At 47.8% G+C, this 22,796-nt stretch carries 23 protein-coding genes; 15 read left to right on the forward strand and 8 right to left on the reverse strand.

The annotated features are described in order from the left end of the window. The first annotated feature begins 25 nt into the window (after window positions 1-25). From C0638_RS09190 to C0638_RS09205, 4 genes are all read left to right on the forward strand, one after another. Window positions 26-1,264: a CynX/NimT family MFS transporter gene (locus tag C0638_RS09190; protein ID WP_058711067.1), complete on the forward strand. Its 1,239-nt coding sequence runs from the start codon at window positions 26-28 to the stop codon at window positions 1,262-1,264. Further along, the gene (locus tag C0638_RS09195) at window positions 1,245-2,396 is read left to right on the forward strand and encodes a winged helix-turn-helix domain-containing protein (RefSeq protein ID WP_058711068.1); all 1,152 of its coding nucleotides are present in this window, start codon (window positions 1,245-1,247) and stop codon (window positions 2,394-2,396) included. Before C0638_RS09190 ends, C0638_RS09195 begins: the two co-directional genes overlap by 20 nt. A 92-nt stretch (window positions 2,397-2,488) precedes the next feature. Continuing rightward, complete coding sequence (locus C0638_RS09200) at window positions 2,489-3,856, forward strand: MFS transporter (RefSeq protein ID WP_058711069.1); 1,368 nt, start codon at window positions 2,489-2,491, stop codon at window positions 3,854-3,856. A gap of 48 nt (window positions 3,857-3,904) precedes the next feature. Next, window positions 3,905-4,495, forward strand: a complete 591-nt coding sequence (locus tag C0638_RS09205; protein WP_058711070.1) for a GNAT family N-acetyltransferase — start codon at window positions 3,905-3,907, stop codon at window positions 4,493-4,495. A 625-nt stretch (window positions 4,496-5,120) separates the two neighbouring features. On the opposite strand, the gene C0638_RS09215 is transcribed toward C0638_RS09205, so the two are convergent. After that, the gene (locus C0638_RS09215; RefSeq protein WP_025676748.1) at window positions 5,121-5,756 is read right to left on the reverse strand and encodes an NAD(P)-dependent oxidoreductase; all 636 of its coding nucleotides are present in this window, start codon (window positions 5,754-5,756) and stop codon (window positions 5,121-5,123) included. A 260-nt stretch (window positions 5,757-6,016) separates the two neighbouring features. On the opposite strand from C0638_RS09215, the gene C0638_RS09220 reads away from it, so the two are divergent. Continuing rightward, window positions 6,017-6,970 (forward strand): alpha/beta hydrolase, encoded by a 954-nt coding sequence (locus tag C0638_RS09220; protein WP_013373604.1) that lies wholly within the window; start codon window positions 6,017-6,019, stop codon window positions 6,968-6,970. A 96-nt stretch (window positions 6,971-7,066) separates the two neighbouring features. On the opposite strand, the gene C0638_RS09225 is transcribed toward C0638_RS09220, so the two are convergent. Continuing rightward, complete coding sequence (locus tag C0638_RS09225) at window positions 7,067-7,564, reverse strand: DUF1036 domain-containing protein (RefSeq protein WP_058711218.1); 498 nt, start codon at window positions 7,562-7,564, stop codon at window positions 7,067-7,069. 307 nt (window positions 7,565-7,871) lie between these two features. Between C0638_RS09225 and C0638_RS09230 the strand changes: the two genes are divergently transcribed. Beyond that, window positions 7,872-8,429 carry a glycerol-3-phosphate responsive antiterminator gene (locus C0638_RS09230; RefSeq protein WP_019688909.1) on the forward strand — a complete coding sequence of 186 codons (558 nt, stop codon included), beginning with the start codon at window positions 7,872-7,874 and terminating at the stop codon, window positions 8,427-8,429. 273 nt (window positions 8,430-8,702) lie between these two features. Continuing rightward, window positions 8,703-10,406 carry a glycerol-3-phosphate dehydrogenase/oxidase gene (locus tag C0638_RS09235; protein ID WP_040102629.1) on the forward strand — a complete coding sequence of 568 codons (1,704 nt, stop codon included), beginning with the start codon at window positions 8,703-8,705 and terminating at the stop codon, window positions 10,404-10,406. A 149-nt stretch (window positions 10,407-10,555) separates the two neighbouring features. Here C0638_RS09235 and C0638_RS09240 read toward each other — a convergent pair whose 3' ends face one another. Beyond that, window positions 10,556-11,233 (reverse strand): CidB/LrgB family autolysis modulator, encoded by a 678-nt coding sequence (locus C0638_RS09240; RefSeq protein ID WP_013373600.1) that lies wholly within the window; start codon window positions 11,231-11,233, stop codon window positions 10,556-10,558. Further along, a complete protein-coding gene (locus tag C0638_RS09245) occupies window positions 11,230-11,601 on the reverse strand; it encodes a CidA/LrgA family protein (RefSeq protein ID WP_058711219.1) in 372 nt (123 codons plus the stop codon). Before C0638_RS09245 ends, C0638_RS09240 begins: the two co-directional genes overlap by 4 nt. Window positions 11,602-11,732: 131 nt before the next feature. On the opposite strand from C0638_RS09245, the gene cidR reads away from it, so the two are divergent. Beyond that, a complete protein-coding gene (cidR, locus tag C0638_RS09250) occupies window positions 11,733-12,638 on the forward strand; it encodes a cidABC operon transcriptional activator CidR (protein ID WP_025676757.1) in 906 nt (301 codons plus the stop codon). A gap of 63 nt (window positions 12,639-12,701) precedes the next feature. On the opposite strand, the gene C0638_RS09255 is transcribed toward cidR, so the two are convergent. Beyond that, on the reverse strand, window positions 12,702-12,875 hold the full coding sequence (locus C0638_RS09255; RefSeq protein ID WP_013373596.1) for an aspartyl-phosphate phosphatase Spo0E family protein: 174 nt from the start codon (window positions 12,873-12,875) through the stop codon (window positions 12,702-12,704). A 134-nt stretch (window positions 12,876-13,009) separates the two neighbouring features. Continuing rightward, window positions 13,010-14,086 carry a diguanylate cyclase gene (locus C0638_RS09260; RefSeq protein WP_058711221.1) on the reverse strand — a complete coding sequence of 359 codons (1,077 nt, stop codon included), beginning with the start codon at window positions 14,084-14,086 and terminating at the stop codon, window positions 13,010-13,012. Window positions 14,087-14,250: 164 nt separating this feature from the next. Here C0638_RS09260 and C0638_RS09265 point away from each other — a divergent pair, with 164 nt between their 5' ends. Genes C0638_RS09265 through C0638_RS09275 form a run of 3 tightly spaced genes read left to right on the forward strand, consistent with a single transcriptional unit; the run spans window position 14,251 to window position 17,769 of the window. Next, the gene (locus C0638_RS09265; protein WP_058711222.1) at window positions 14,251-16,623 is read left to right on the forward strand and encodes an ATP-dependent DNA helicase; all 2,373 of its coding nucleotides are present in this window, start codon (window positions 14,251-14,253) and stop codon (window positions 16,621-16,623) included. Continuing rightward, window positions 16,613-17,122 (forward strand): MarR family winged helix-turn-helix transcriptional regulator, encoded by a 510-nt coding sequence (locus C0638_RS09270; RefSeq protein WP_040102632.1) that lies wholly within the window; start codon window positions 16,613-16,615, stop codon window positions 17,120-17,122. Before C0638_RS09265 ends, C0638_RS09270 begins: the two co-directional genes overlap by 11 nt. A 38-nt stretch (window positions 17,123-17,160) precedes the next feature. Beyond that, window positions 17,161-17,769, forward strand: a complete 609-nt coding sequence (locus C0638_RS09275; RefSeq protein ID WP_040102633.1) for a pentapeptide repeat-containing protein — start codon at window positions 17,161-17,163, stop codon at window positions 17,767-17,769. Window positions 17,770-17,846: 77 nt separating this feature from the next. Here C0638_RS09275 and C0638_RS09280 read toward each other — a convergent pair whose 3' ends face one another. Beyond that, complete coding sequence (locus tag C0638_RS09280; RefSeq protein ID WP_025676764.1) at window positions 17,847-18,440, reverse strand: hypothetical protein; 594 nt, start codon at window positions 18,438-18,440, stop codon at window positions 17,847-17,849. Between the two features lie 212 nt (window positions 18,441-18,652). On the opposite strand from C0638_RS09280, the gene C0638_RS09285 reads away from it, so the two are divergent. Beyond that, on the forward strand, window positions 18,653-19,609 hold the full coding sequence (locus C0638_RS09285; protein ID WP_013373589.1) for a nucleoside hydrolase: 957 nt from the start codon (window positions 18,653-18,655) through the stop codon (window positions 19,607-19,609). Between the two features lie 135 nt (window positions 19,610-19,744). Here the strand turns inward: C0638_RS09285 and C0638_RS09290 are convergent, their stop codons facing one another. Beyond that, window positions 19,745-20,929, reverse strand: coding sequence for a sensor histidine kinase (locus C0638_RS09290; protein ID WP_025676766.1), 1,185 nt, complete (start codon window positions 20,927-20,929; stop codon window positions 19,745-19,747). A 372-nt stretch (window positions 20,930-21,301) separates the two neighbouring features. On the opposite strand from C0638_RS09290, the gene C0638_RS09295 reads away from it, so the two are divergent. Genes C0638_RS09295 through C0638_RS09305 form a run of 3 tightly spaced genes read left to right on the forward strand, consistent with a single transcriptional unit; the run spans window position 21,302 to window position 22,795 of the window. Beyond that, window positions 21,302-21,907 carry a hypothetical protein gene (locus C0638_RS09295; RefSeq protein ID WP_058711223.1) on the forward strand — a complete coding sequence of 202 codons (606 nt, stop codon included), beginning with the start codon at window positions 21,302-21,304 and terminating at the stop codon, window positions 21,905-21,907. After that, entirely contained in the window at window positions 21,891-22,403 is a 513-nt protein-coding gene (locus C0638_RS09300; RefSeq protein ID WP_058711224.1) for a hypothetical protein, read from the forward strand. The genes C0638_RS09295 and C0638_RS09300 overlap by 17 nt, the downstream gene beginning before the upstream one ends. Window positions 22,404-22,417: 14 nt before the next feature. Next, window positions 22,418-22,795: a DUF4280 domain-containing protein gene (locus C0638_RS09305; RefSeq protein WP_058711225.1), complete on the forward strand. Its 378-nt coding sequence runs from the start codon at window positions 22,418-22,420 to the stop codon at window positions 22,793-22,795. Window position 22,796: the final 1 nt, after the last annotated feature.

Here is a 22,796-nt window from a genome sequence, read left to right on the forward strand (position 1 = left end):
ACAGAATGGATTGGAGAATGGAGAGATGAGTTCACAGCAACACCAACGAGCTTTGGTATACAAATCTTTGTGGCATGCAGGTCCTTGGGTGCTTGCCGCAGGGATCATCCTGGTGGGTGCCAATCTGCGCGCCTCGATTACTTCGGTAGGACCCCTTATCGGTTTGATTAAGGATTCTTTGCATATTTCGAATACACTAAGTGGTCTGTTAACGACATTACCGCTGCTTGCTTTTGCACTGTTGTCGCCTTTTGTAGCCAAACTGTCGCGCCGCTTCGGGTCTTCCTTTATTATTTTTGCAGCCTTGCTGCTGTTGACCGCAGGTATTGTGGTGCGCTCGACGCTAGGAGTGACTGCATTATTTGTCGGGACTGCGATGCTGGGACTGGCTATTGCTGTATGCAATGTTTTGCTGCCCAGCCTAATCAAAGAGGAGTTCCCCCGCAATAGTGGACTAATGACCGGCGTATATTCCGTATCCATGAATGTGGTCGCTGCAACAGCATCCGGTCTGAGTATACCGCTGGCACTGAACGGAGGAATGGGCTGGCGCGGTGCTTTGGGAATTTGGGCGATTGTCGGTGTCGTAGGTATTTTACTCTGGGTGCCCCAGCTTCTTAAGGCGCGCCGAACGGCTAATCAAGCGGCAGTGTCTGCCCGAACGGTGAATGTGTATAAATCGTCTTTGGCTTGGAAGGTAACGCTGTTTATGGGGCTGCAATCTGCCCTGTTCTATGTTCCTGCTGCCTGGTTTCCCGAAATGATGAGCGGACAGGGAATGGATTCAGAGACTGCGGGATGGATGCTGTCTGTGATGCAATTTTCACAAATGCCATTTACTTTTATTGTGCCTATTTGGGCGGCGCGAGTGAAGGATCAGCGGCTATTGGTTCTGATTATGGCAGTGCTGTATTTTATCGGTCTGGGTGGATTTCTGCTCGGGGCTACACAGTGGAGTGTGGTTTGGGTTATTTGTATTGGAATAGCAGGTGGTTTTGCTTTCCCGCTAGTCATGATGTTCTTTAATTTGCGGACGCGAACACCGCAGCAGGCGGCAGAGCTGTCAGGTATGGCGCAATCCTTTGGTTATTTGCTGGCAGCGACAGGACCGACACTATTCGGTTATTTGCATGATGCGACACAAGGCTGGACAATTCCGTTACTTTTACTCTTGTGCCTGAGTGTGCTGCTCATGTTTACAGGCCTGGGTGCAGCCAAGAAACGATATGTCGGAGGCGAGGTGGATGATCAGGCTGCAATTTGATGCAGATGGCTATAGCGTGGTCTATAATGCAGATCGTGTTATGTTGTTGGCTAAAGAGTTTGCGTTGTTGCGCTTCCTATACGATAACCGGAATCAGGTGTTCACCCGGGAACAACTGCTGGATCGTGTGTGGCCGTTGGAATATCCAGTGGAGCGTACCGTGGATGATCATATCTACAGATTGCGCAAAAAACTTAAGGCATGGACTGGGCTTCGTATTCATACGGTTAGAGGGTATGGCTACAGCTTGACCCTGACTGACGTGCAGCAACAGAACCATCCGTCCTTGCACGATCAGGAGGTGCAAGACGCCGTACATGGACTATTCCGCAAATACCAGCTGTTGGGACAGGGAAATTCCATCGTAGCACTGGCTGCCCAGCAGGAGCAGATGGGTTTTCAAATGTCCTCCTTTTATCAAATGTATACCCGTTTTGTACAGGCAGATGTGGCTTGGTTCTTGAAGCAGGAGGATTTTGCACCCGAGGACCGTTTGTATTGGATGCTGCTGCTATATACGGGCACAGCAGGGGTAACGGATGAGGGGCTTGCTCTATGTGAGCGTGCGCTTGTCAGTGAATTGCTGTCCAGTGACCAAGAGCGCGAATTACGCATCCTCAATATCCTGGAGGCTTATGTGGAAAATGGACAACCTGAACGCGCACAGGAAGGTCTACCACTGACCTTAATGGTAATGGAGCGGGATGATCTCGATAAATTTGTGATGCCGGTTGCGCTCATGGAGATGTACATGCATCTGGTTGCCAATCACATGGAAAAGGCTGCTGAACTTTCTGATCGTCTGGAAGGCATGCTGTCGAAAGCTCCGTATTTGCGTGAACTGGGTCGTTATCGCATGATGCGCGGACTTATGCTGCTGCGTACTGGAGATGTGGACAACGCCGAGCGGCTCATGGATGAGGGGCTAGTTACCCTTGATATGGCGAAACAGGAACTGCTAAAAATCAAGGCGGTTTGCCAAATTCGCGGTTTTTTGAAGCTCTGTGGCTCTTATCCCATGTTGGAAGAGAAATACGCGGCTCAATATAATCGGCTTGATCGGGACAATAATTTAACATTGCATCGTCCGGCGCTAAGACGCTGGCTGGAGCAGATCCTTTCTGGGGCCTGACTTTTTTTAGCTGTCTGATTTTCCTCTGATATAGGCCCGCTAGAATGTTCTTATTGCTAAAGAAGCAGAAAATGAGAGCAGGGTGAGTAGAAATGAAGGAAAATAAAGAATTGCAATCCACGCCCAGCATTTGGCGTAACGGTCGTTTTCGGCGGATGTTTGCGGCCCATACGGCTGCTTCCTTTGGCGATTGGTTTGATGCTATCGCCATTCAGGTGCTTGTTGCTTACCGCTGGGAAGCCGATCCCATGCTGATTGCGCTGATTCCGGTAGTCATGGCACTACCGGGTCTACTACTCGGTTCCATTGCAGGCACGTTAGCCGATCGGGTGCATAAGGCCCGACTGATGATCATCTGCGATGCAGCTATCGCCTTATTGACGCTGGCGATTCTCGCCGTCCCAGGTCCGGCGTGGCTGTTGCCTTTGCTTGGTTTGCGCGCGGCGGCTGGCGTATTCCAAATGCCTTCACAGCAAGGCTTGACCCGTACAGTAGTCGCCAGTGGCGACCTGTTCCGTGCAACCTCACTGAATGGGCTGGTCAATCAGGCCTCCAAAGTGGCGGGACCCTTGCTGGGCGCCATGACCCTGACTGTGCTGTCTCCGCAAGCATGCATTATCATGAATGCACTGCTGCGCCTCTGCTCTGGCCTGCTGCTCTGGCCGCTGCGTGGCATCGGCCCGACGCTGGCTACCACAGACCAGCAAGCGGTTGCTGGTGCTGACGCGCAGCTAAGGAAGTCGGCATCGCTTACAGCGGATGAGGCAGATGATGCCAAGATACAGGGAGGGCTTGCTCACGCATCCCGTTTTTTCAGCCAGTGGCGGGAGGGCTGGGCGTTCCTCTGGCGCAGTCGAATGCTTTTGCATACGCTCATATTCGGCCTGTTCGGTTTGATCGCCATTCTTATGATCGACTACCAGTTCCCTACATTGCTGCGAGTGCTCGCTCCGGGCAACGAATCGCTGCTCGGTTGGCTGGTTTCAGCTATAGGTGCTGGCGCCGTCGGCTGCATGCTTGTGCTTAATCGCTTGAATCGTATAAGCGCAGGCTGGGGGCTCGGTGGAGGGTATGTGCTGGTTGGCGGAGCTATTGCCGCTTTGGGCTGGGCGCAACCCGGGACAGGACTCCCTGTTCTGCTTACGATCGGGGCCATGCTAGGTGTGGGGAACGGCCTGTACATTATCACCCAGAATTACATATTACAAGCCAAAACCCCTGCTGATATGGTGGGGCGTGTCTTCGGTATTCAAAGTACCGTCATTGGAGCGATCATGGTTATTTCGCCGCTTGCCGGGGGAGTATTGATCCGAATAGCAGGGGCGGGGACGGCTTTTGTCTGGATCGGGATGACTGTAGGAATCCTAGGTTTGGCAGGACTACTGCTTCAATCCGTAATTTGGCGCGAGTCTCTCGCTAATCCTACCCCTTCTACTGAAGAAAATGTCGATCTAGCGTAATCGTTTGCTTCCATTCTAGCAATTTATATTTTTAGCATAGGAGAGATCATGTTGACTCAAAATTCTTCGTCCGTAACGCCTGTGGCACGATTGCTTGAAGGATCACGGGTATACCTGCGTCCCATTAACGTGGAGGACACCGAGTTATACTACAATACATTGTTCCATCAGGAAGTACGGAGGCTGACGGGCACACAGCGAAGCTTTACCAAAGAGCAAATTGCCCGTTACATTGAAGGTGAAGGGCAGGATTCCTCAAGCTTGCTGCTTCTCATTGCACTTCAGGAGGATGATCGTGTCATCGGCGATATTGCATTACAGGATATGGACAGCCTGAATCGCAGCGCCAACATCCGTATTGCGATCAATGAGCAAGGAAATCAGGGGAAAGGCTATGGCACCGAAGCGCTTGTACTCATGCTGGGCTATGGGTTCGGTGTTTGTAACCTGCATCGGATTGAGCTGAATGTATTTGATTTTAATGAACGAGCCATTCGCTGCTATGAAAAAGTAGGCTTTAAGCGTGAAGGTGTGCAGCGGGATGCTTTATACTACAATCATCAATACCATGATTCGATTTTGATGAGTATGCTGCAGCATGAATATCGCGACAGATATGTGAAACAAGCAGAAAGTTGAATCAATACGTTTACACGGGTTTGCAGAAGAGATATAATTAAAAGATAACGTTACTTGTTTGCGCAAGGATAACCGACAACATCAAATGAATATATGAATTACCGGAGGAGCCTGTCACCAAGGCTCCTTTATGTCTTTTTAGGGGAACCTGTGCTGTATGTCGGGTTTCCCTTTTTATTTTGTGAGTTGTTGGTCTGTTTAAGGTCAGACACATATTTTGGACGATTGTTCTGCATTTTATAATTATCCGTTTTCTTCAATAAGAGTTATGCACAAACAAGTTCGAGGATAGACAAAAGGATGCAATTTATATTGTATCTTCTGTAGATTCTGTTGTTTACAAAAAAGCCGGTCATCTATCGGTTAAGCTCTGTCAACCTGCAGTATTAGGAAAGCTGATCGCTGGTATTGTGCTGGGGTGGGTAAACCTCGCTGGGACTTCTTGTTGGCAAGAAGTTGATTTTCTTCGTGGGGGCTATTCTGGGTGGCTGGTTCGTTGTTCCATGGATTATGAAAATACTTGCCCCCCCAAAGTGACAGAACCCTTCGGGGTCATTTTCCAAGCAGGGTGGAAAATGACCCCGAAGGGTCTTTTTATGTTAGAATGTTCGGTCCAGCTGCAGAATTAGGACTCGGATACGACAGTGAAGCGTTGATTTAGATGTTGTGGTTTTTCAATTTCGTCTACTACGGCAACAGCATAATCCTCATAGCTGACATAGCTTGCACCTTTGGAATTAACCAGCAGGGTGTTTTTACCCACTTGGTAAGAGCCTGTACGTTTGCCGAGAGCAAATTCTGCAGAAGGACTAATGAAAGTCCAGTTTAGGTCACTGGTACCGCGTAGAATTTCCAGGTTTTTTCCTTGGTTATGAGCTGTTGGATATACAAAATCAGGGAAGTCAGGAGTATCCTTTACCAAGAGTGTCTCGGATTCATCCGTAAACAAGCTACCTGCACCACCTACAACAATCAGGCGAGTACCGGATACATTGCGGAGAGCCTCAATCAGTACATTACCTGCATCTACATGCAGATGCTCTTGTCCAAACGGAGCGGCAAAAGCATTAACAACGACGTCAAAACCTTTCAGATCATCTGTTTTCAGATCAAAAACGTCTTTTTGTACTACAGCAGCACGATTGTCCGTTACTTTAGCCGGGTCACGCACGATGGCGGTTACTTCATGCCCTCTGTCTAATGCTTCTTTTACGATATTACTTCCTGCTTTACCGCCTGCACCAATAACTGCAATTTTCATAATAGAATAGCCTCCTAAAAAATGATTTGGATGATTTATTTGCTTGATTCATGCGTTGCATGATGTTCATACTTGAACTTTAATATGTAACTATTATAGTTACAATACAAATTAAAAGTCAAGCTCTTCTGTTGGGCAAGATAGAGTCCTCCGATTGGAAAGAGAGGAACTCGTTTAAATATAAGATGATACTGAATAAGTAAATGTAAACCATATTGAATACATGTAGACCGCAGATCAGAAAGGAAGAGTGAAACGATATGAGTAAAAAAGTACAGCTGGAGCCCGCAGCGCAAAAATTTGCAGACGATAATGCCAAACCTCCGTTTCTGTATGATTTGGGTCCTGAAAAAGGACGTGAAACGGTCAATGAAGTTCAATCCGGTCCAGCAGATAAACCTGCCGCAGACCTGGAGGACCTGTCGATTCCAGGTGGCCCTGGCGGTGAGGTGAAGGTCAAAATTGTTCGTCCACAACAGGTGACAGGCGATCTCCCGGTCATTGTATATATCCACGGAGCAGGCTGGGTATTCGGTAATGCTCATACGCATGACCGTCTGATTCGTGAACTGGCGGTAGGCTCACAGGCAGCCGTTGTATTCCCGGAATACAGCTTGTCGCCTGAAGCCAAATATCCGACGGCGATTGAGGAAATTTACGCGGTCGTTCAATGGGTGGCACAGCATGGGCGCGAGCATGGGCTGAAGCCCGATACGCTGACGATCGCCGGAGATAGTGTCGGTGGTAACATGACTGCAGCTGTAACTCTGCTGGCCAAAGAACGCAGTGGTCCTACCATTCGGCAGCAGTTGCTGTTCTATCCAGTGACGGACGCTTCTTTTGATACGGAGTCGTACCATGAGTTCGCCACAGGATATTTCCTGAGCCGCGAAGGGATGCAATGGTTCTGGGATCAATATACGACAGATCCTAACGAACGGGCGCAGATCACGGCGTCTCCGTTACGTGCTACCACTGACCAGCTCAAAGGGCTACCGCGTGCGCTGGTTATTACAGGCGAGGCCGATGTGTTGCGTGATGAAGGGGAGGCCTATGCGAACAAGTTGCGTGAAGCTGGGGTAGATGTAACCGCTGCGCGCTTTCAAGGCATCATACACGACTTCGTGATGCTGAACCCATTGTCGGAAACCGCGGCCAAGCGCGGTGCAATAATGCTGGCTACCTCGTGGCTGCGCCAAGGGTTTGAGGGCTAGTTTTATAGACGAGTAAAGGAATACACAGTTAGTATGTAAGGAAGCACCTCCCAGCTCATGGCTGGGGGTGCTTCTTTTGGTTCTGTTTATATCATTCTAATTGCGTTTACCATATAGTGGTTTTCTAGTCTTGCCTAGTTTACCTATTCTTCCAGGTGATTTTATAAAGCTGAACTTCCCTAATTTAAAATTAGTTTTTCTTTTTTTCGCTACTAGAGTACGTCTTGACTTAGATGCACCTTGGGTACTATCTACAAGGTTTAGTGTGTAGTTTTCGAAATTGCCAACATTGATCTCATCGAACCCCACATTTCTACAGCCCTGGCCTTGGCAACCTGCTATCCAGCATCTTGTGAAAGCCTCTCTAGGAACATCTGTGTAGAAATTGCCACCCCACCAATTACCAAAACTGTCATGCCCGTAGACATAAAACGTTTGGTTTGCGGCTGACCCAGCTACAAGAAATGCGCGTCTACCGGGTTCTATACGGTACCAGCCTCTCTTAGCATAGGTGATGGGACTACAACCAGAATCATAGTATCCAACAGCAACCGAAATAGGATTAGGCGTACTGTTACGAACATAAAAACCCATTCTAATCACTCCATTCTTTGAAAGATTAATATCAATCTATGCGAATTTTCTGGAAAAGAAATGGACATGTGGACGATCAAAAAGTACAAAAAATGAATGCAATATCTCAATGTTTTTGTGGTAGGGAAGTAAAAGAGGTGGGAGTAGTCGAGCGCACAATTGGCATATGGGGAGTTCGCGGTTTATAAATAAAGGAACATATGGAGTATGAAGGGGGATTCTTATGAGACCGCTTCACGTTCGTCGAACAGAGTGATAATATAAAATTTGAACGAGTTTGACCGACTTCGGCCTAAGGGGGATATCCATGCCATTTCAGGGACAACGCATTTTACCTGCAGCTAAGCACATGAAGCAGTTGGAGGATATTTTGGACAGCTCTTATGAGTATGCTGTTTTTCTGGATACGCATGTAGCGCAGTTGCGCAACCTATATCAGATGGCAAGGAGCCGCAATAAGCAGATGCTTCTGCATGCCGACCTGGTGCAAGGTTTGAAGAATGACGAGTATGCCGCTGAGTATTTGTGTCAGGAAATTAAGCCATTTGGGATTATCTCGACCCGTTCCGGGGTGATTGCAACTGCTAAAAAAAAGGGGATTCTTGCTGTACAGCGAGTGTTCCTGCTGGATACGATTGCGCTGGAAAAAAGCTACGCACTGGTGGAAAAAACGCGCCCCGATTATATTGAGGTGCTGCCGGGTGTTGTGCCGCCGATGATTGCGGAGGTCAGTGAACGCACGGGTATTCCTATTTTGGCTGGCGGACTTATTCGTACCCCTGAGGATGTGGAAGCGGCGTTGGCAGCGGGAGCTGCAGCGGTTACGACCTCCAATAAACAACTGTTTGAGCACTATAAGCGATAGCCTTTCTTGAATCAAGTGGGCAACCTACATAATAGCAAGGAGCGCGGCCTTTGGCTTGGCGCGGGGAACGACCTGCTGTAAATGCAGGCAGATTCCTCTTTTCATCGTGTACTGTGTGTGCTACGATATAGATAAGTTAATACTCGTCAGGAGACTTGGAGAGACCATGAACCGCTCGGCATCCGCCGCAGCGATGTTCGTGGTCTTTTTTTGTACCTTTGATGATTCGGTGGACATTGATAGCAGACATGTACAAAGTTGGAGGGATAGATGATGGGAGAACAGGGATTTGCTGCACAGGAGAGAACGGCCGTTTTGGAGCGTATGGGGCGTGAGCATTTTGATATTTTAATTATTGGCGGCGGCATTACAGGGGCGGGAATTGCACTGGACGCAGCGGATCGTGGTTTGAAAACGGCTTTGGTGGAAATGCAGGATTTTGCAGCAGGTACATCCAGTCGTTCTACCAAGCTAGTGCATGGTGGTCTTCGTTATTTGAAGCAATTTGAGGTTAAAATGGTAGCCGAGGTCGGGAAGGAACGAGCCATCGTATTCGAAAATGGTCCTCATGTGACCATTCCGGAGCGTATGCTGCTTCCTTTTCACCAGGGTGGCACATTTAATGCTTTCACCACTTCTATCGGGCTACTGGTGTATGATTTCCTCGCTGGCGTGAAGCGTAGTGAGCGCCGCTGCATGCTGGACATCCAGACTACGCTGGAGCGCGAGCCTTTGCTGAAGAGAGAAGGACTGAGGGGAAGCGGTAGTTATGTGGAGTACCGCACAGACGATGCTCGCCTAACGATTGAGGTGATGAAGGAAGCTGTTACACGAGGGGCGCTGGCCGTGAACTATGCCAAGGCTGACAAGCTGCTGTATGACAGCGGACGAATAAGCGGCGCCAGTGTAACCGATCGGGTAACGGGAAAGCCATACGAAATTAGGGCTTCGCTGGTCATTAACGCAGCCGGACCATGGGTAGATACGTTGCGGGAAATGGATCGCTCCAAAGAGGGTAAGGTGCTTCGCCTGACGAAGGGTATCCACTTGGTATTCGATGCTGGGCGCTTCCCGCTTCAACAGGCAGTGTACTTCGATACACCAGATGGACGCATGGTATTCGCGATCCCGCGTGACGGCAAAACCTATGCAGGTACGACCGATACGGTGTATGAGGGGGATACGGCGCATCCCCGGATGACCGCCGAAGACCGGGCGTATGTGCTTCAAGCGATCAACGGGATGTTCCCGGATGTGAAGCTGACGGTTACAGACGTGGAATCCAGTTGGGCAGGGGTACGGCCGCTCATTTATGAAGACGGTAAAAGCCCTTCAGAAATCTCACGTAAGGACGAAATCTGGGAATCCCGTTCAGGTCTGATCACGATCGCAGGCGGCAAGCTGACAGGTTACCGGAAAATGTCCGAACTCGTCGTGGATCGTGCGGTACGTGAATTAGGCCGCTTGCATGGGCAGAGCTTTCGGGCATGCCGCACAAGGCATATCCCCATTTCGGGCGGCAGTGTAGGCGGCTCGGCGGGTTGGGACGCTTTCGTGAGCAAGCAAGCCATAGCGGGCGCTGCGCTCGGTCTGCCGCCGGAGACCGCCAGAGCATGGGCTGTTCGCTATGGTTCAAATGTGGAGCGACTGTTTGCTATAGCGACACAGAGCATGAAGAACTCCACCGAGACGGAAGCGGCGCTACCTGTGGAATTGCGTGTTCCGCTTCTGTACGCGATGGAACAGGAAATGACGGTGACACCGTCTGATTTTTTCATACGTCGCACTGGAGCATTGTTCTTCCAAATTGACGAGGTGAAGCGCTGGAAACAGGCTGTCATTGCATGGATGTCCGAATACGCAGGCTGGAGCGCCGAGCAAGAACTCCAATATACGACTGAGCTGGATGCTTACCTGTATGAAGCTGTGACACCTGTAGAGATAGAAGCCGAACCCGGCGCCATTAAAGTCATCTGATATAGCTTAAGGATGCGTATCCTTGACCGCTCCGCTTCTCTATAATTGTTTCGTTCGCATCACTGCTTTAAGCGAAAAAGGGGCCTACAAAACAAAAGCAGCGATCCTCTATTCATAAGAGAATCGCTGCTTCTTTGTATACAGATGGCTTACAGCATCAAGTGGAACAGGAACGGCGCGGCCGCCAAGGTAAAGAGAGCGGCGAGCACCATCGAGATGCTGGAAATCGTGCCTGTCAGCGAACTGAACTCGAACGCTTTGGAAGTACCCGTACCATGAGCACCGGTACCGAGCAATACCCCGCGTGAAACTTCATTTTCGATACGGAACAGTTTGACGATCATCGGGCCGATAATAAGACCGCTCAATCCGGTCAGAATAACGAATACCGCCGTGACCGTCGGGTTACCGCCAATCGTTTGCGATACATTCATCGCAATAGGTGTCGTAATCGAGCGAGGAATCAGGCTGCTCAGCAGCGAGGAGTCCAGGTGCATCCACTTGGCGAGCGCCATGGAGGACAGCACGGCTACGACAGATCCAGATAGCACGCTAAGCACGATTTGGGCCGCGTGTTTTTTTAACACAGGGAAATATCGGTACAAAGGGACAGCAAATGCAATCGTAGCTGGCTGTAGCAGCATGGATAGAAAATGAGCGCCTGAATTATAAGAACGGTAGTTCACACCCGTCAGCGTCAAAATCAAAATGATAACCACAGGTGTAATGAGCAATGGGGACAAATACACCTTGGGCAATGTGCGGTACATGCGTTTGGCCATCCAGTAAATAGCAAGTGTCAATACAATACATAGAAGACCGGTCATGATGATTTATGCTCCTTTCGTTTACCAAGCAGACTGGCGATCATACCTGTGCAGGCCATCACCAGAAAGGTGCCGAGCAGCACGACCAGCATAATGCTCATGCCATCGTGTTCCAGCATCGGCCAATAATTCATAACGCCAACAGCGGAGGGAATAAAGAATAATAGCAGCTCGGCCAGCAACCAGTTTGCGCCAACCTCGATCCAGCTTAGTCGGACCACACGGGTTTGCAGCAGAATAAAGAGAATTAGCATACCGACGATACTACCGGGTATAGGCAGGTGGAGCCAGGAGACCACCGTGTTCAGGATGAGCGAAAAGGCCATCAGGACGGCGATCTGAAGGACACCGCGTATGAAGCTTTTCATATATAAAGTCTCCTATCTTTGAGATCCGTTATTTTCAAACTGTAATGAAATTTTACATCACAAGCTTTCATGAGTAAAATGCATATAAAGAATGAATTCTATTCCGTTTGTCTATGGGAGGAGGTATAGCTTTGGATATCCGACATTTGCAATATTTTCTGGAAGTCGCGCGGTTACGCAGCTTTACGAAGGCAGCACAGAGCATGTTTATTACTCAGCCGACGATTAGTAAGACGATTAAAAGCCTGGAAGAAGAACTGGGAGTTACTTTGTTCGATCGGATTGGCAAAAGAATCGAACTCACGGATGCGGGCAAGGTCATTGAGCTTCAAGCACAAGCGATTGTGAAGTCCTTTCAGAGCCTGTCCTCGGAGCTGAGTGATTTGATGAACCTGAAAAAAGGACATATCCGCATTGGTCTGCCTCCTATGGTCGGATCGAGCTTTTTTCCGCGTGTCATTGGAGAGTTCCACAAGGCCTTTCCCGATGTGACCATTCAATTGTTCGAGGATGGAGCGAAGAAAGTGGAGCAGGACGTAGAAGCTGGGGCACTGGATATCGGGGTGATTGTGCTGCCTCCGGTTGGAGATATGTTCGAGACATTTCTATTTGTGGAAGAAAAGCTGAATTTGCTCGTTCATCCGACGCATGCATTGGCCGACTGCAAGGAGGTGCCACTATCTGCGTTAGCAGAGGAGGCGTTTGTGCTGTTCCGTGAGGATTTTACGCTACACGACCGTATCATTGCCGAATGTGTTCGTGCTGGCTTTCAGCCGCGTGTAGTCTATGAAAGCTCTCAATGGGATTTGATCAGCGAAATGGTTGCTGCCAACCTGGGAGTAGCGTTATTGCCGGAGGCGATATGCCGGGATTTGGATTCCGAACGCTTGCGTGTTCTTCCATTGGTAGACCCTGTCATTCCTTGGCATTTGGGGATGATCTGGCGGAACGATCGTTATCTGTCCTTTGCTGCCAGAGAGTGGATATCTTTCACACAGCGATTGTTGCGGACAGAATATGGCGGAAGTCGTCGGTGAGAAGGACGGATGTGGCTTACATCATAAAAAAGCTGCCCTGAGGGGCAGCGAAGTAGCTTGCTTCTATGAGTGTGTTTGGTTTATTGCGCGCTTGGTGTGAAGGTACTTGTCCATAATACGGTCAAGCCTGGAGGATTTGTCCAATACACGTTCATCTCTTAATCCGTGTAAGTCAGCCATGCGATTCAGTTCACGGCGTTCTTTTTCCATGAGTTTTTCCAATTGTTCGAGGTTCACAAAGCCCACCCCCCATGTCGATTGTAAGGCATGTCTCCACTAGCGGCAGCAGTTTTTTTGATAACGATGTTATTTCCATTTTACCACTTTTTATTAACATTAATCCAGCTTTCCTGACATTTAGCGACTAATAATTATGGTTTTGCCAACTCTACCCGATTGCGTCCTGATCGTTTAGCTTCATATAACGCTTCGTCTGCTTTTTCCAATAAAAACCTCGATGCAATAACAGGAGAGCTGCCTGCTCCGATGGATACGGTTAAGGAGATTATGGTTCCGTCATTCAAGAGAAAACATTCATTTTCCACAGCTTTTCGAATCTTCTCGGCAAAGCCTGCCGCCTTTTCGATATCACAATCTCCGAGTAAAATGGCAAATTCCTCTCCGCCCTTACGGGAGGGGTATGCTCTCGTTGTAGATTCCCGGTTTAACAGAATTCCCAGTTGGCTTAAGACGGTGTCTCCGTTCAAATGGCCATACGTATCATTAATTTCTTTAAAGTGGTCAATATCTAGCATCACAAGTCCAAAGGGTTTTTTTGTAGTCTTGGAAGTATGAATTACCTCTTCGAACAGTGCATCAAAAGCACGCGGACTGTATAACCCGGTTAAATGATCCCGATTTGCAGCTTCTTCCAGTAGATGAATGGCCCGCTCAGTCTTTTTAATATGATGCATCATAAAATAGGCAAACAAGCCGCCAAGTGTCTTAATGGTTGTGAATATAATAATAGATCCATAATGGGGATGACTAGCCACATAAAAAGTGGCTAACAGCGACACAACTGTAGATCCAAGCACGGCTGACATCCATTTGCTGAGTTTTAGGATTTTTTCTCGAATAAAGGTAAGGGAAACGGCTAGTGTCATGATGCCATTGACCGTAGCAATCAGGGAAACCTCTGTCCAACTGCCAGTGATGTAAATACGGTACAGGATAATGATCAGGGTGGTTAGCAGACCGGATACCGATCCTCCCATATAAACAGATACGATAATCGCCAATTGGCGCAGATCGACCACAAAATCCCCGGGGATCCATAAACCGGCCATCATTAAAAGAATACCAAACAAGCCCAACATTAAGCCGTTTATTACCCGATGTATATATCTATGTTTTTCCAGGTAACGTTCGTATTTTCGTAAAAGCAAATTTCCAAAGAATAAGAAGCTTGTTAATAAAGCAAAATTGTTAATTAATTCTTTTAACATGTCCCTGTCCTTTATGCTGTAATGTGAGTTGTAGTATCTTGGAATAAAGTAAGACCTCGTTTCTATATTTCGGTAAAAAGTAGATATGAATGAATACCAATCGATCACAAACGATTCTTATGTCCCTTACGTTTCGTTGATCTACGTGGTACAGTGTAAGGACTATGACCGGAACGGGTGATCGCATGAAGGAACCAATTCACATTTCGGTGCGTCCACTTGTGGAATATGTGCATCGGAGTGGCAGCATTCAAAGCGGTTTTCGCTCGAATAGCAGTATGCAGGAAGGAACTCGTGTGCATCAGGCTATCCAGAAGAGTTACAAGGAGCATGACCGCAAAGAGGTACATTTACGTACCGAAATTTCGTATGAGGGTGAGTTGTTTATCATTGAGGGCCGCTGTGACGGACTGATTGAGCTGGATGGCGTATGGACGGTTGATGAAATTAAGTCGATCTCTCAGCCCCTCGAAGATATTCAGGGGGACGGCCACCCCGTGCACTGGGCACAAGCATTTCTGTATGCCTATATGATTGCTCGTGAGGAGCAGCATCATTCCATGCAGGTTCAACTTACTTATGTACAAGCACACAGTGAAGACATTCGTCGCTTCAGACGGATGCTATCTTTTGCAGAGCTGGAAGCTTTCGCCCAGGAGATGATTGCTGGTTATGCACCGTATGCATTCCTGCTGAGAGCACATGCGGCGAAGAGGGATGCCAGTATTGCTATGTTGGAGTTTCCTTTTGACACGTATCGTTCAGGTCAGCGAACTTTAGCGGGTTCAGTGTACAAGACGATTGCTGAAGGAGTCAACCTGTTTGCCAAAGCGCCCACAGGTATCGGTAAAACGGTATCCACCTTATTTCCTGCAATTAAGGCGATTGGCGAAAGGCTGGCTAGGCGAGTATATTATGTAACGGCTCGTACCACCACTCGGGCAGCAGCTGAAGAAGCTTATGCCCGAATGCAGGCTCAAGGGCTGCACATGCATGTGGTAACGTTGACGGCGAAGGATAAAATTTGCTTTAAGGATGAACATGATTGTGATGCTGGATCATGCAGCATGTGTGAGGGCTATTACGACCGGATCAACGGTGCAGTATCCGATATTTTGGCGAATGAGACGTTAATGACGCGGGCGGTGATTGAGCATTATGCGCGCAAGCATAAGGTATGTCCCTTTGAATTTTCGCTAGATGTGGCGTATGCCTCGGATGGTATAATCAGTGATTATAATTATGTTTTTGATCCACGGATTTCTTTGAAGAGATTGCTGGAAGAGCACAAGCGAAAAGGTGTTGTGCTGGTGGATGAGGCGCATAATCTGGTGGAACGCGGTCGGGACATGTTTTCGGCGGAAATCCTAAAATCTTCTTTTTTGGAACTGAAAAGAGAATTTAAGTTGCTAAGCCCGGAGGTTGCTACGACTGCGAGTGCAGTGAACGCACATATGATTACGCTGCGCAAGCTGCATGCAGATACAGGAAAAGCAGTGGAAACAGCAGCACCGCAAGAGGTGCTGGAGTTGTTGGTGCCTTTTGTGGAGGCCGCTGAACGTGAACTGGTGACGGGGAGCAGTACAAGTCGCGCAAGCAGTGAAAGTACGGCCTACGCATTGCTTTTGGATACGTATTTTACCGCCCAAAATATGCTGCGAATCGCTGCTTTATACGATGAACGTTACGTTACTTATATTGAAGCAGGGCGCAGTGAGGTGAGGATCAAACTGTTCTGCCTCGATCCTTCGCACTTGCTGGGACAGGCTGTAAAGAACTACCGCTCGACTATTTATTTTTCGGCGACGTTGACACCGCTTGCTTATTACCGGGACATGCTTGGAGCAAGCGAAGAAGACTATACGTTACAGGTCCCTTCCCCTTTCCATCAGGAGCAATGGGATGTACGTCTGCTGCCGCTCTCCATCCGTTATCGGGATCGTGAGCGTTCTAAAGGGGCGATTGCGGATATGCTGGCTGGATTGGTTGCGGAGCGGAAGGGGAACGTCCTCGTGTTTTTCCCGTCTTATCCGTATCTGCGAGAGGTATACGAGGAGTTCATGCTTCAGGACGTGTCTGCAGATACATTGATACAAAGTCCGGGTATGACCGAACCGGAGCGTGATCGGTTCCTAGAGGCCTTCCAACCTGGGCAAGAGCGCACCCTGCTCGGCTTTGCCGTACTAGGTGGTGTCTTTGCTGAAGGTGTCGATTTACCTGGGGATCGCTTGAACGGGGTAGTGGTCGTCGGCGTCGGCTTGCCGCAAATTGGAGCGGAGCGGGATGTGCTGCGGGATTATTTTTCGGAACAGGGACGAAATGGTTTCAACTATGCGTATGTATATCCGGGGATGAACAAGGTTCTTCAGGCAGGTGGCAGACTTATTCGCACAGAGCATGACGAGGGGCTGCTGGTCCTGGTAGATGATCGTTTTGCCAAGGAGCCATATGCCTCTTTGCTGCCAGATGAGTGGAAAAGCTACCGTTTGACGGAACAAACGGGATTAAGGAAGGAATGGATGGACTATGAATTTTAATTTTCATAATGATTCCATACGCGGGGTGCTGCGTAGCTTTGGACATGAGGATGCCGAAGTAGATAATATAGAGACATTTGTGACATTTGCGCGCTTGGCTAACGGTATTTTCAGAGAAATGGATACAGATTTGACCAAACTGGGGGCTTCTCAGGGCCGGATTATCGTTCTTAGCTTGTTGCATTGCCATGCGCCGCATCGCATGACACCATCGGAGTTAGCGGAAAAAGCGGATGTCACGCGTGGGACCATGACGGGACTGATCGACGGTTTGGAGCGAGATGGAATGATAGAACGTGTGGCTCACGAGAGTGACGGACGGATGGTGACTGTCGGATTAAAAGAGGCAGGACGAGAACTGTTAAGCAAAATAGTTCCTTATTATACGAAGCTGATTCGGTCATGCATGTCTGAGTTTACGCCACAGGATCATAAGATGATGAAGGGTTTACTGGGGAAAATGAAAGGCGGTTTTGAGCGGTCCTTGCCGAAAAGCTGAATCCCTGATGTCGGGAATAAGGAATAGGAGAGGGAAATATGTTCTTTTATACAGATGAGGTCTATGAAGGCCGTGATTTTGGCTCAATGGATGCCAGAGAAGGCGAGTGGAGAAATTGCGAGTTTACCCGATGTCGTTTTCGGGGTGTGGAGATGAATGAGTCCCTTGTGGAAGACTGTACTTTTGTGGACTGTGATTTTACCGGAGCCATTCTGAATGCATCTCACTACAAGGAGTCCGCTTTTACCAATTGTCTATTCACCAGCGCGAATCTGTTTGTAGTCCGGTTTGATAACTGTAAGCTGGTAGGTTCAGACTTTGCGGGGGCGAATATGGATGGTATCACGATTACGGGCGGAGACTGGTCTTATACGAATTTGCGTCATGCAGATTTAAGAAAACAGGATTTGCGAAAAATACGATTCAAGGAAGCTGATTTATCCGAATGCCATCTGGAAAAGGCAGATTTGCGCGAGGCGGATCTTACCCGGATAAGGCTGCACAAAGCCCACCTCCAAGGAACCGACCTGCGCGGTGCGAAGATGGATGGCGTGAATTTTAAAGATCTGGACATCACCGGAGCCAAGTTAGATATCGAACTGGCAGTAGCAGTGGCCCGCTCTTATGGTGCCAAGATAGATGGTTAAAAGCACGGAGATGCAGGAGCTGTCTCGACCTGTGTTACCCCGTGCTGGAGAATTGGAGGAATACTAAATCTGAAAGATTAATCTTTATGGGATGCTGGCAGTAGCGGAATCGCTGCTTCTGGATTCTGATTTGGTAACTTATCGACACCTACAGGATCTAGAGGTTGCTGTGGTACCGTCCAGTTGCGTGCCGTATCTGCGGCAGTTTGCTGCTCCAGCAGGCGTTTAGCCACTTCGTAGCACTCATCGATATGCCGATTGCCAATGGTCCGCATCGCAGTAAAGCCAATCGCTGCGGCTAGTCCTTGCCCCAGTAGAGGGACAAACTTGCTAACCTGCTTGGTGGCGATGCGAATGCCCATTTTCTGCAAAATCTTCACGATGGCTTCTCGGGTGATGAGTCGCCCGATCAGCTTGCTGCCAATTGAAGTGATAAAGCCATACACCATCGACTTGGTTTCTGCATCCAGACCATCCAGCTGCTGCTCAGATAATCCGAATTTTTCATTAATGGCAGGCAGCAGCTGCATCAAAATGCCGACATCAGCAAGAACGTCAGCCCCCGGAATCGGGACCAATACAGCTCCTCCCGAAGCTGCAGCCCTTCTCGTTACCATGGATTTGCACTCTTTGCGGATCTGCTCCAACTCTTCTATTGTTCGGGCTGTCATATGCATCTCTCCTTCCTACGCTTCCGATTAGGACCCATGGTTCTACCCTGTTATTACACACATTTCTACCTTGATTAAGCACGGAGCAAACAAAAAAATCCCTCATTCAGGCGCTATCGCACATTTACTCCTGTGAAGCGATCAGGCATAATGAAGGATGGTTGCTGATAAGAACAAGCCTGTTTTACGGGGATAAAGGAAGGAAGAGACAGATGAGTCAGACAAACGTTTATTTTAATCATGATGGTGGCGTGGATGATTTAGTATCCCTGTTTATGCTGCTTCAGATGGAGCAAGTTCATTTGACCGGAGTATCGGTTATTCCAGCAGATGGTTACCTGGAGCCGGCGACGGATGCCAGCCGAAAAATTATTGATCGTTTTGGACAAAATAAAGGGCCTGTTGAAGTCGCCAAGTCTAATTCACGCGGTAAAAATCCGTTCCCTGCCGCTTGGCGTTTACATTCATTCTATGTAGATGCATTACCTGTGCTGAATGAATCGGGACGAATGGAAGCGCCGCTTTCATCTCTGCCAGCTCATCAGCATCTGATCGAAAAGGTACGCGGAGCTGAAGGTAAAACGCTGTTGCTATTCACTGGACCGCTAACCGATCTGGCACGGGCGCTGGATGAAGCACCGGATATTGAAGCCAAGATTGAAAAGCTGGTATGGATGGGCGGCACCTTTGAAAAAGGGAATGTGGAGGAGCCGGAGCATGACGGTACCGCAGAGTGGAATGTGTTCTGGGACCCGGAAGCGGCCTATCGGGTGTGGCAAAGCGGCATCACGATTGATCTGGTGGCGCTGGAAAGCACAAGCAAAGTGCCGTTAACTCCAGCCGTACGCAATCGTTGGGCTGCCGAGCGCCGTTATGAAGGCGTTGATTTCCTGGGCAATTGCTACGCTGGATGTCCTCCGCTCGTGTACAGCGAGACGAACTCTACCTACTACCTGTGGGATGTACTGACCACTGCATCCGTAGGACGCCCGGACATTGTCAAGAAAAAGACGGTGCATTGCAGCGTTATTGCAGAAGGCCCAAGTCAGGGCAGAACGGTGGAACAGGCGGATGGACGCCCTGTGAATCTGGTATATGATACAGACCCGGAAGCTTTCTTTACGTATATGGCGGATTTGGCCAAGCAGGCTGCTCCCAAACGTTACTAAACCCAACTGTGTACAAATGTGTGGCATAAAGTGATCACACTGCCTAGTGCGTATTCATAGCAAAACCCGTGACGTTATCCGTCACGGGTTTTATTACTGTAATTGGCCCCACATGATTGCAAGCCTACCGTTTGTTCAGGCTGACTCCTGATATGTTTTTAGGGTAAATTGGAGCGTTATCTCCGTCCCGTTACCAGGTTCGCTAACCCCTGTCATTGTACCATTCATTCGTTTCAACAGCTGTTTGGTAATCTGCCAACCCAAGCCGGGATTGCCATAGGAGGGAGAGGGCCCGAAGTCATGCTCCAGCCACATTTTTAGTTTATTTGGAGATATACCAATCCCCGTATCCTTTACCCTTACTTCCAATTCAGCCTCAGGCGCATTGGTCACGAACTGGGTATTTGCAGATAAGGTGACTGATCCTGTGCTTGTAAATTTCACTGCATTATCTACCAAATTGATCAGCATACGGCGAATTTTAGCCTCATCCCCGATAAAAATAGGCGAGCTTGCAAGATTCCAATCCAACCTCAATTCCAAATTCCGTTGCGCAGCTACCTCTGTGTACAAGCTCAACACATTTTCCATCATCGTTCTCAGATCAAATGGATCTTCAATGTCATCGATTTGCCCGGATTCAATTTTGCTGTAATCCAGAATATTATTCAACAGCATCATAAGCGAGCGACTGCTAGCTTCCATAATACTCATATATTGCTGTTGTTCCTCTGTTAACTCCGTGGTCATCATTAGATCCGTAGCTCCCCATATTTCAGTGAGCGAAAAACGAATTTTGTTACTCAGGGAAGAAATCAAATCCAGCTTGCTCATGGAAGAAGCTTCTGCATCGATCTTGTCTTTTTCCAGTTCAACCACATAACCCAGAAATACAGCCATAGCCTTGAGAGCCTTCATTTCTGTTTCAGTCAATTGTGCAGATGGCGCATCCAAAATACAAATGGTTCCATACCCCTGGCCATTTTTCATACGTATGGGTATTCCCGTAAATGAGTGATTTCCAATGGTTTTAGTCACATCTAAATCACGTGTTTGCGGATGAGTAGACGTTTCCGAAATGGTGAGGTGATCCGCGGAATGGTTCAGCACCAGACTGCAATAGCTAAGCTCAAAAGGAAGCTCCTCTCCATTACGAACCAGCACTTCTTCCCGGTTAAATGAATCTACAATTACATTGGTAACCCCGTCATTAGCGGCAATAAAAATGGTATTAACATGTAGAATATCACTCAACACATCAATGACATGTGCGGTAGCCTCTTGAATACTATTATAAAAACCTGTAGGTGAAGTAGTCATATGTCTCCAATCTTGATGCAAAGTGGTGGTGATCAAAACTCTAATAGTTTGTGTACCCCATTCCTGTTCCTCTGAATGTATTTTTGGAGCGTATCCTTAATTATACATCATTATTTCGTTATAAACCTGAGTCTAACTACTTCCAATTACCTATTCGTTTGCACAAAACTTCATGTCGTAGGCCGAATGCTAGCCTTTCTGGGAAGGTTTTTGTTTGTAATATTACACATTCACGAAAAAGTATGATTATTTTCATTCTGTTTTCATAAGTTCATATGTAATCTCATGATATGAAAATTGTGTAATAAAATAGGAGGATGGAACCAGTAATATCATGTAAATATTCTATATAATAGGTTCAGAGGTGGGATTATGAATAGACGGGAAGCCCTAGAACACTTCCATAAGACCTATGCAGAAGATATGTTGCATGAGAAATTATATCAGGTAGCGGTCTTGTATGAGCATAGAAAAGAGGAACTTATCTTCTCTTTTATCCAATCTTTTCAATCGATTTGCTTACAAGCCATTTCTGCAGAAGCGGACAAGACAACAATTGGATACATTACCTATTCTATGAGGCGTACGTATCTAAGGGAGCACATTTATAACTATGTCATTGAGGTCTATGGTGCGAACTGGTACTTTGATCCTCTACCTTATCGTGGAACCTATGATGCAGGCTGGGCGTTCGGACTGTTGGCAGAACTGGAGGATGAATTGAGTCAGCTTCGAAAACCTTATATGAATAAGGTTATTCAGCCGGATGTCGAGCGATATGTGCTTCAGGCTGCGTGGGAATTTCATCACTACATTTTGAAATTAGCCAAGGACGCTATGCAGCAGGCTGTACAACTGCCTGAGTTCAAGGCGTTGAAATGCGAGGATGATTTGGAAATAAGAGTAGGGGAGTATAAAGGGATCAGTAAGGTGGTGTATTGTACGGCTTATGGAGTACTACATGATTCAACAGGATAAACGTATTACAGAGTATATGTTTCCGGTGGAGATACATCGTGGACAATTACGGGAATGGGCCGAAGGCTCACTATATACTGATGAAGAGTCTGTTTTGCAATGCTATGTATCGGGCGATGCAGACTATATTGATTTTATAGAGCAACCGGTAGCCATTGTTTCTGAACAACTAAAGGAAATCTTTGATATATATCAAGCCGGATTAAGCTGGAGGCTGATTGTTTTTGCCGATATGCAGCGTATGCAGCAAACGGGGTATTGGCTGGCTCATCCGCCTAGTCTAATGTGTTTATCACCACTTACTGAATATCATAGAGACGGTACACTGAAGAAAATCATTTTAGATGAATATGCAGTGGAGAATCATAAGATATTCAGGGTTCAGCATGGCAGTCAGCATATCATTGTGGATCTAGATGTGGCTGAATGTATTTTGAAGTTTAATCTGGCTGGCTTGAAATTACAAAAGGTCGATACGGAGAGGCCGTCTATATAAAGGAGAGTCCGATCATGAGTGAGAGCTATGTAGTGGATGGGGCGCAGATACACTGTACCTATGGAAGTCATTCGGGCAGGTTTAGTGTTTCAGCTAACAGGGGGATTAGTATTGGTGATAAATTGCAAGGAAATATTCAGGATTTTCACCCGCAGACGCATATCCCATCTTTCGGCATGTGCCGTAGTATGCACAATCCTGCAGTTTCTTCTGCTAGCAAGGGCAATTCTGGGAGAATCATTCCGCAGCCCTGCAAACCGAGTGTATCTATGCCTTGGTTGAATGGAAAAAGAGATGTATACGTAGATCAATCTCCTGCCCTGATGAGCTGCTCTACGAATTTATGCATGTGGTGTGGGAAGATTTCATTCACGTCAGACGGGCAGGAATAGC

The organism is Paenibacillus sp. lzh-N1 (assembly GCF_002872435.1).
Classification (GTDB): domain Bacteria; phylum Bacillota; class Bacilli; order Paenibacillales; family Paenibacillaceae; genus Paenibacillus; species Paenibacillus polymyxa_C.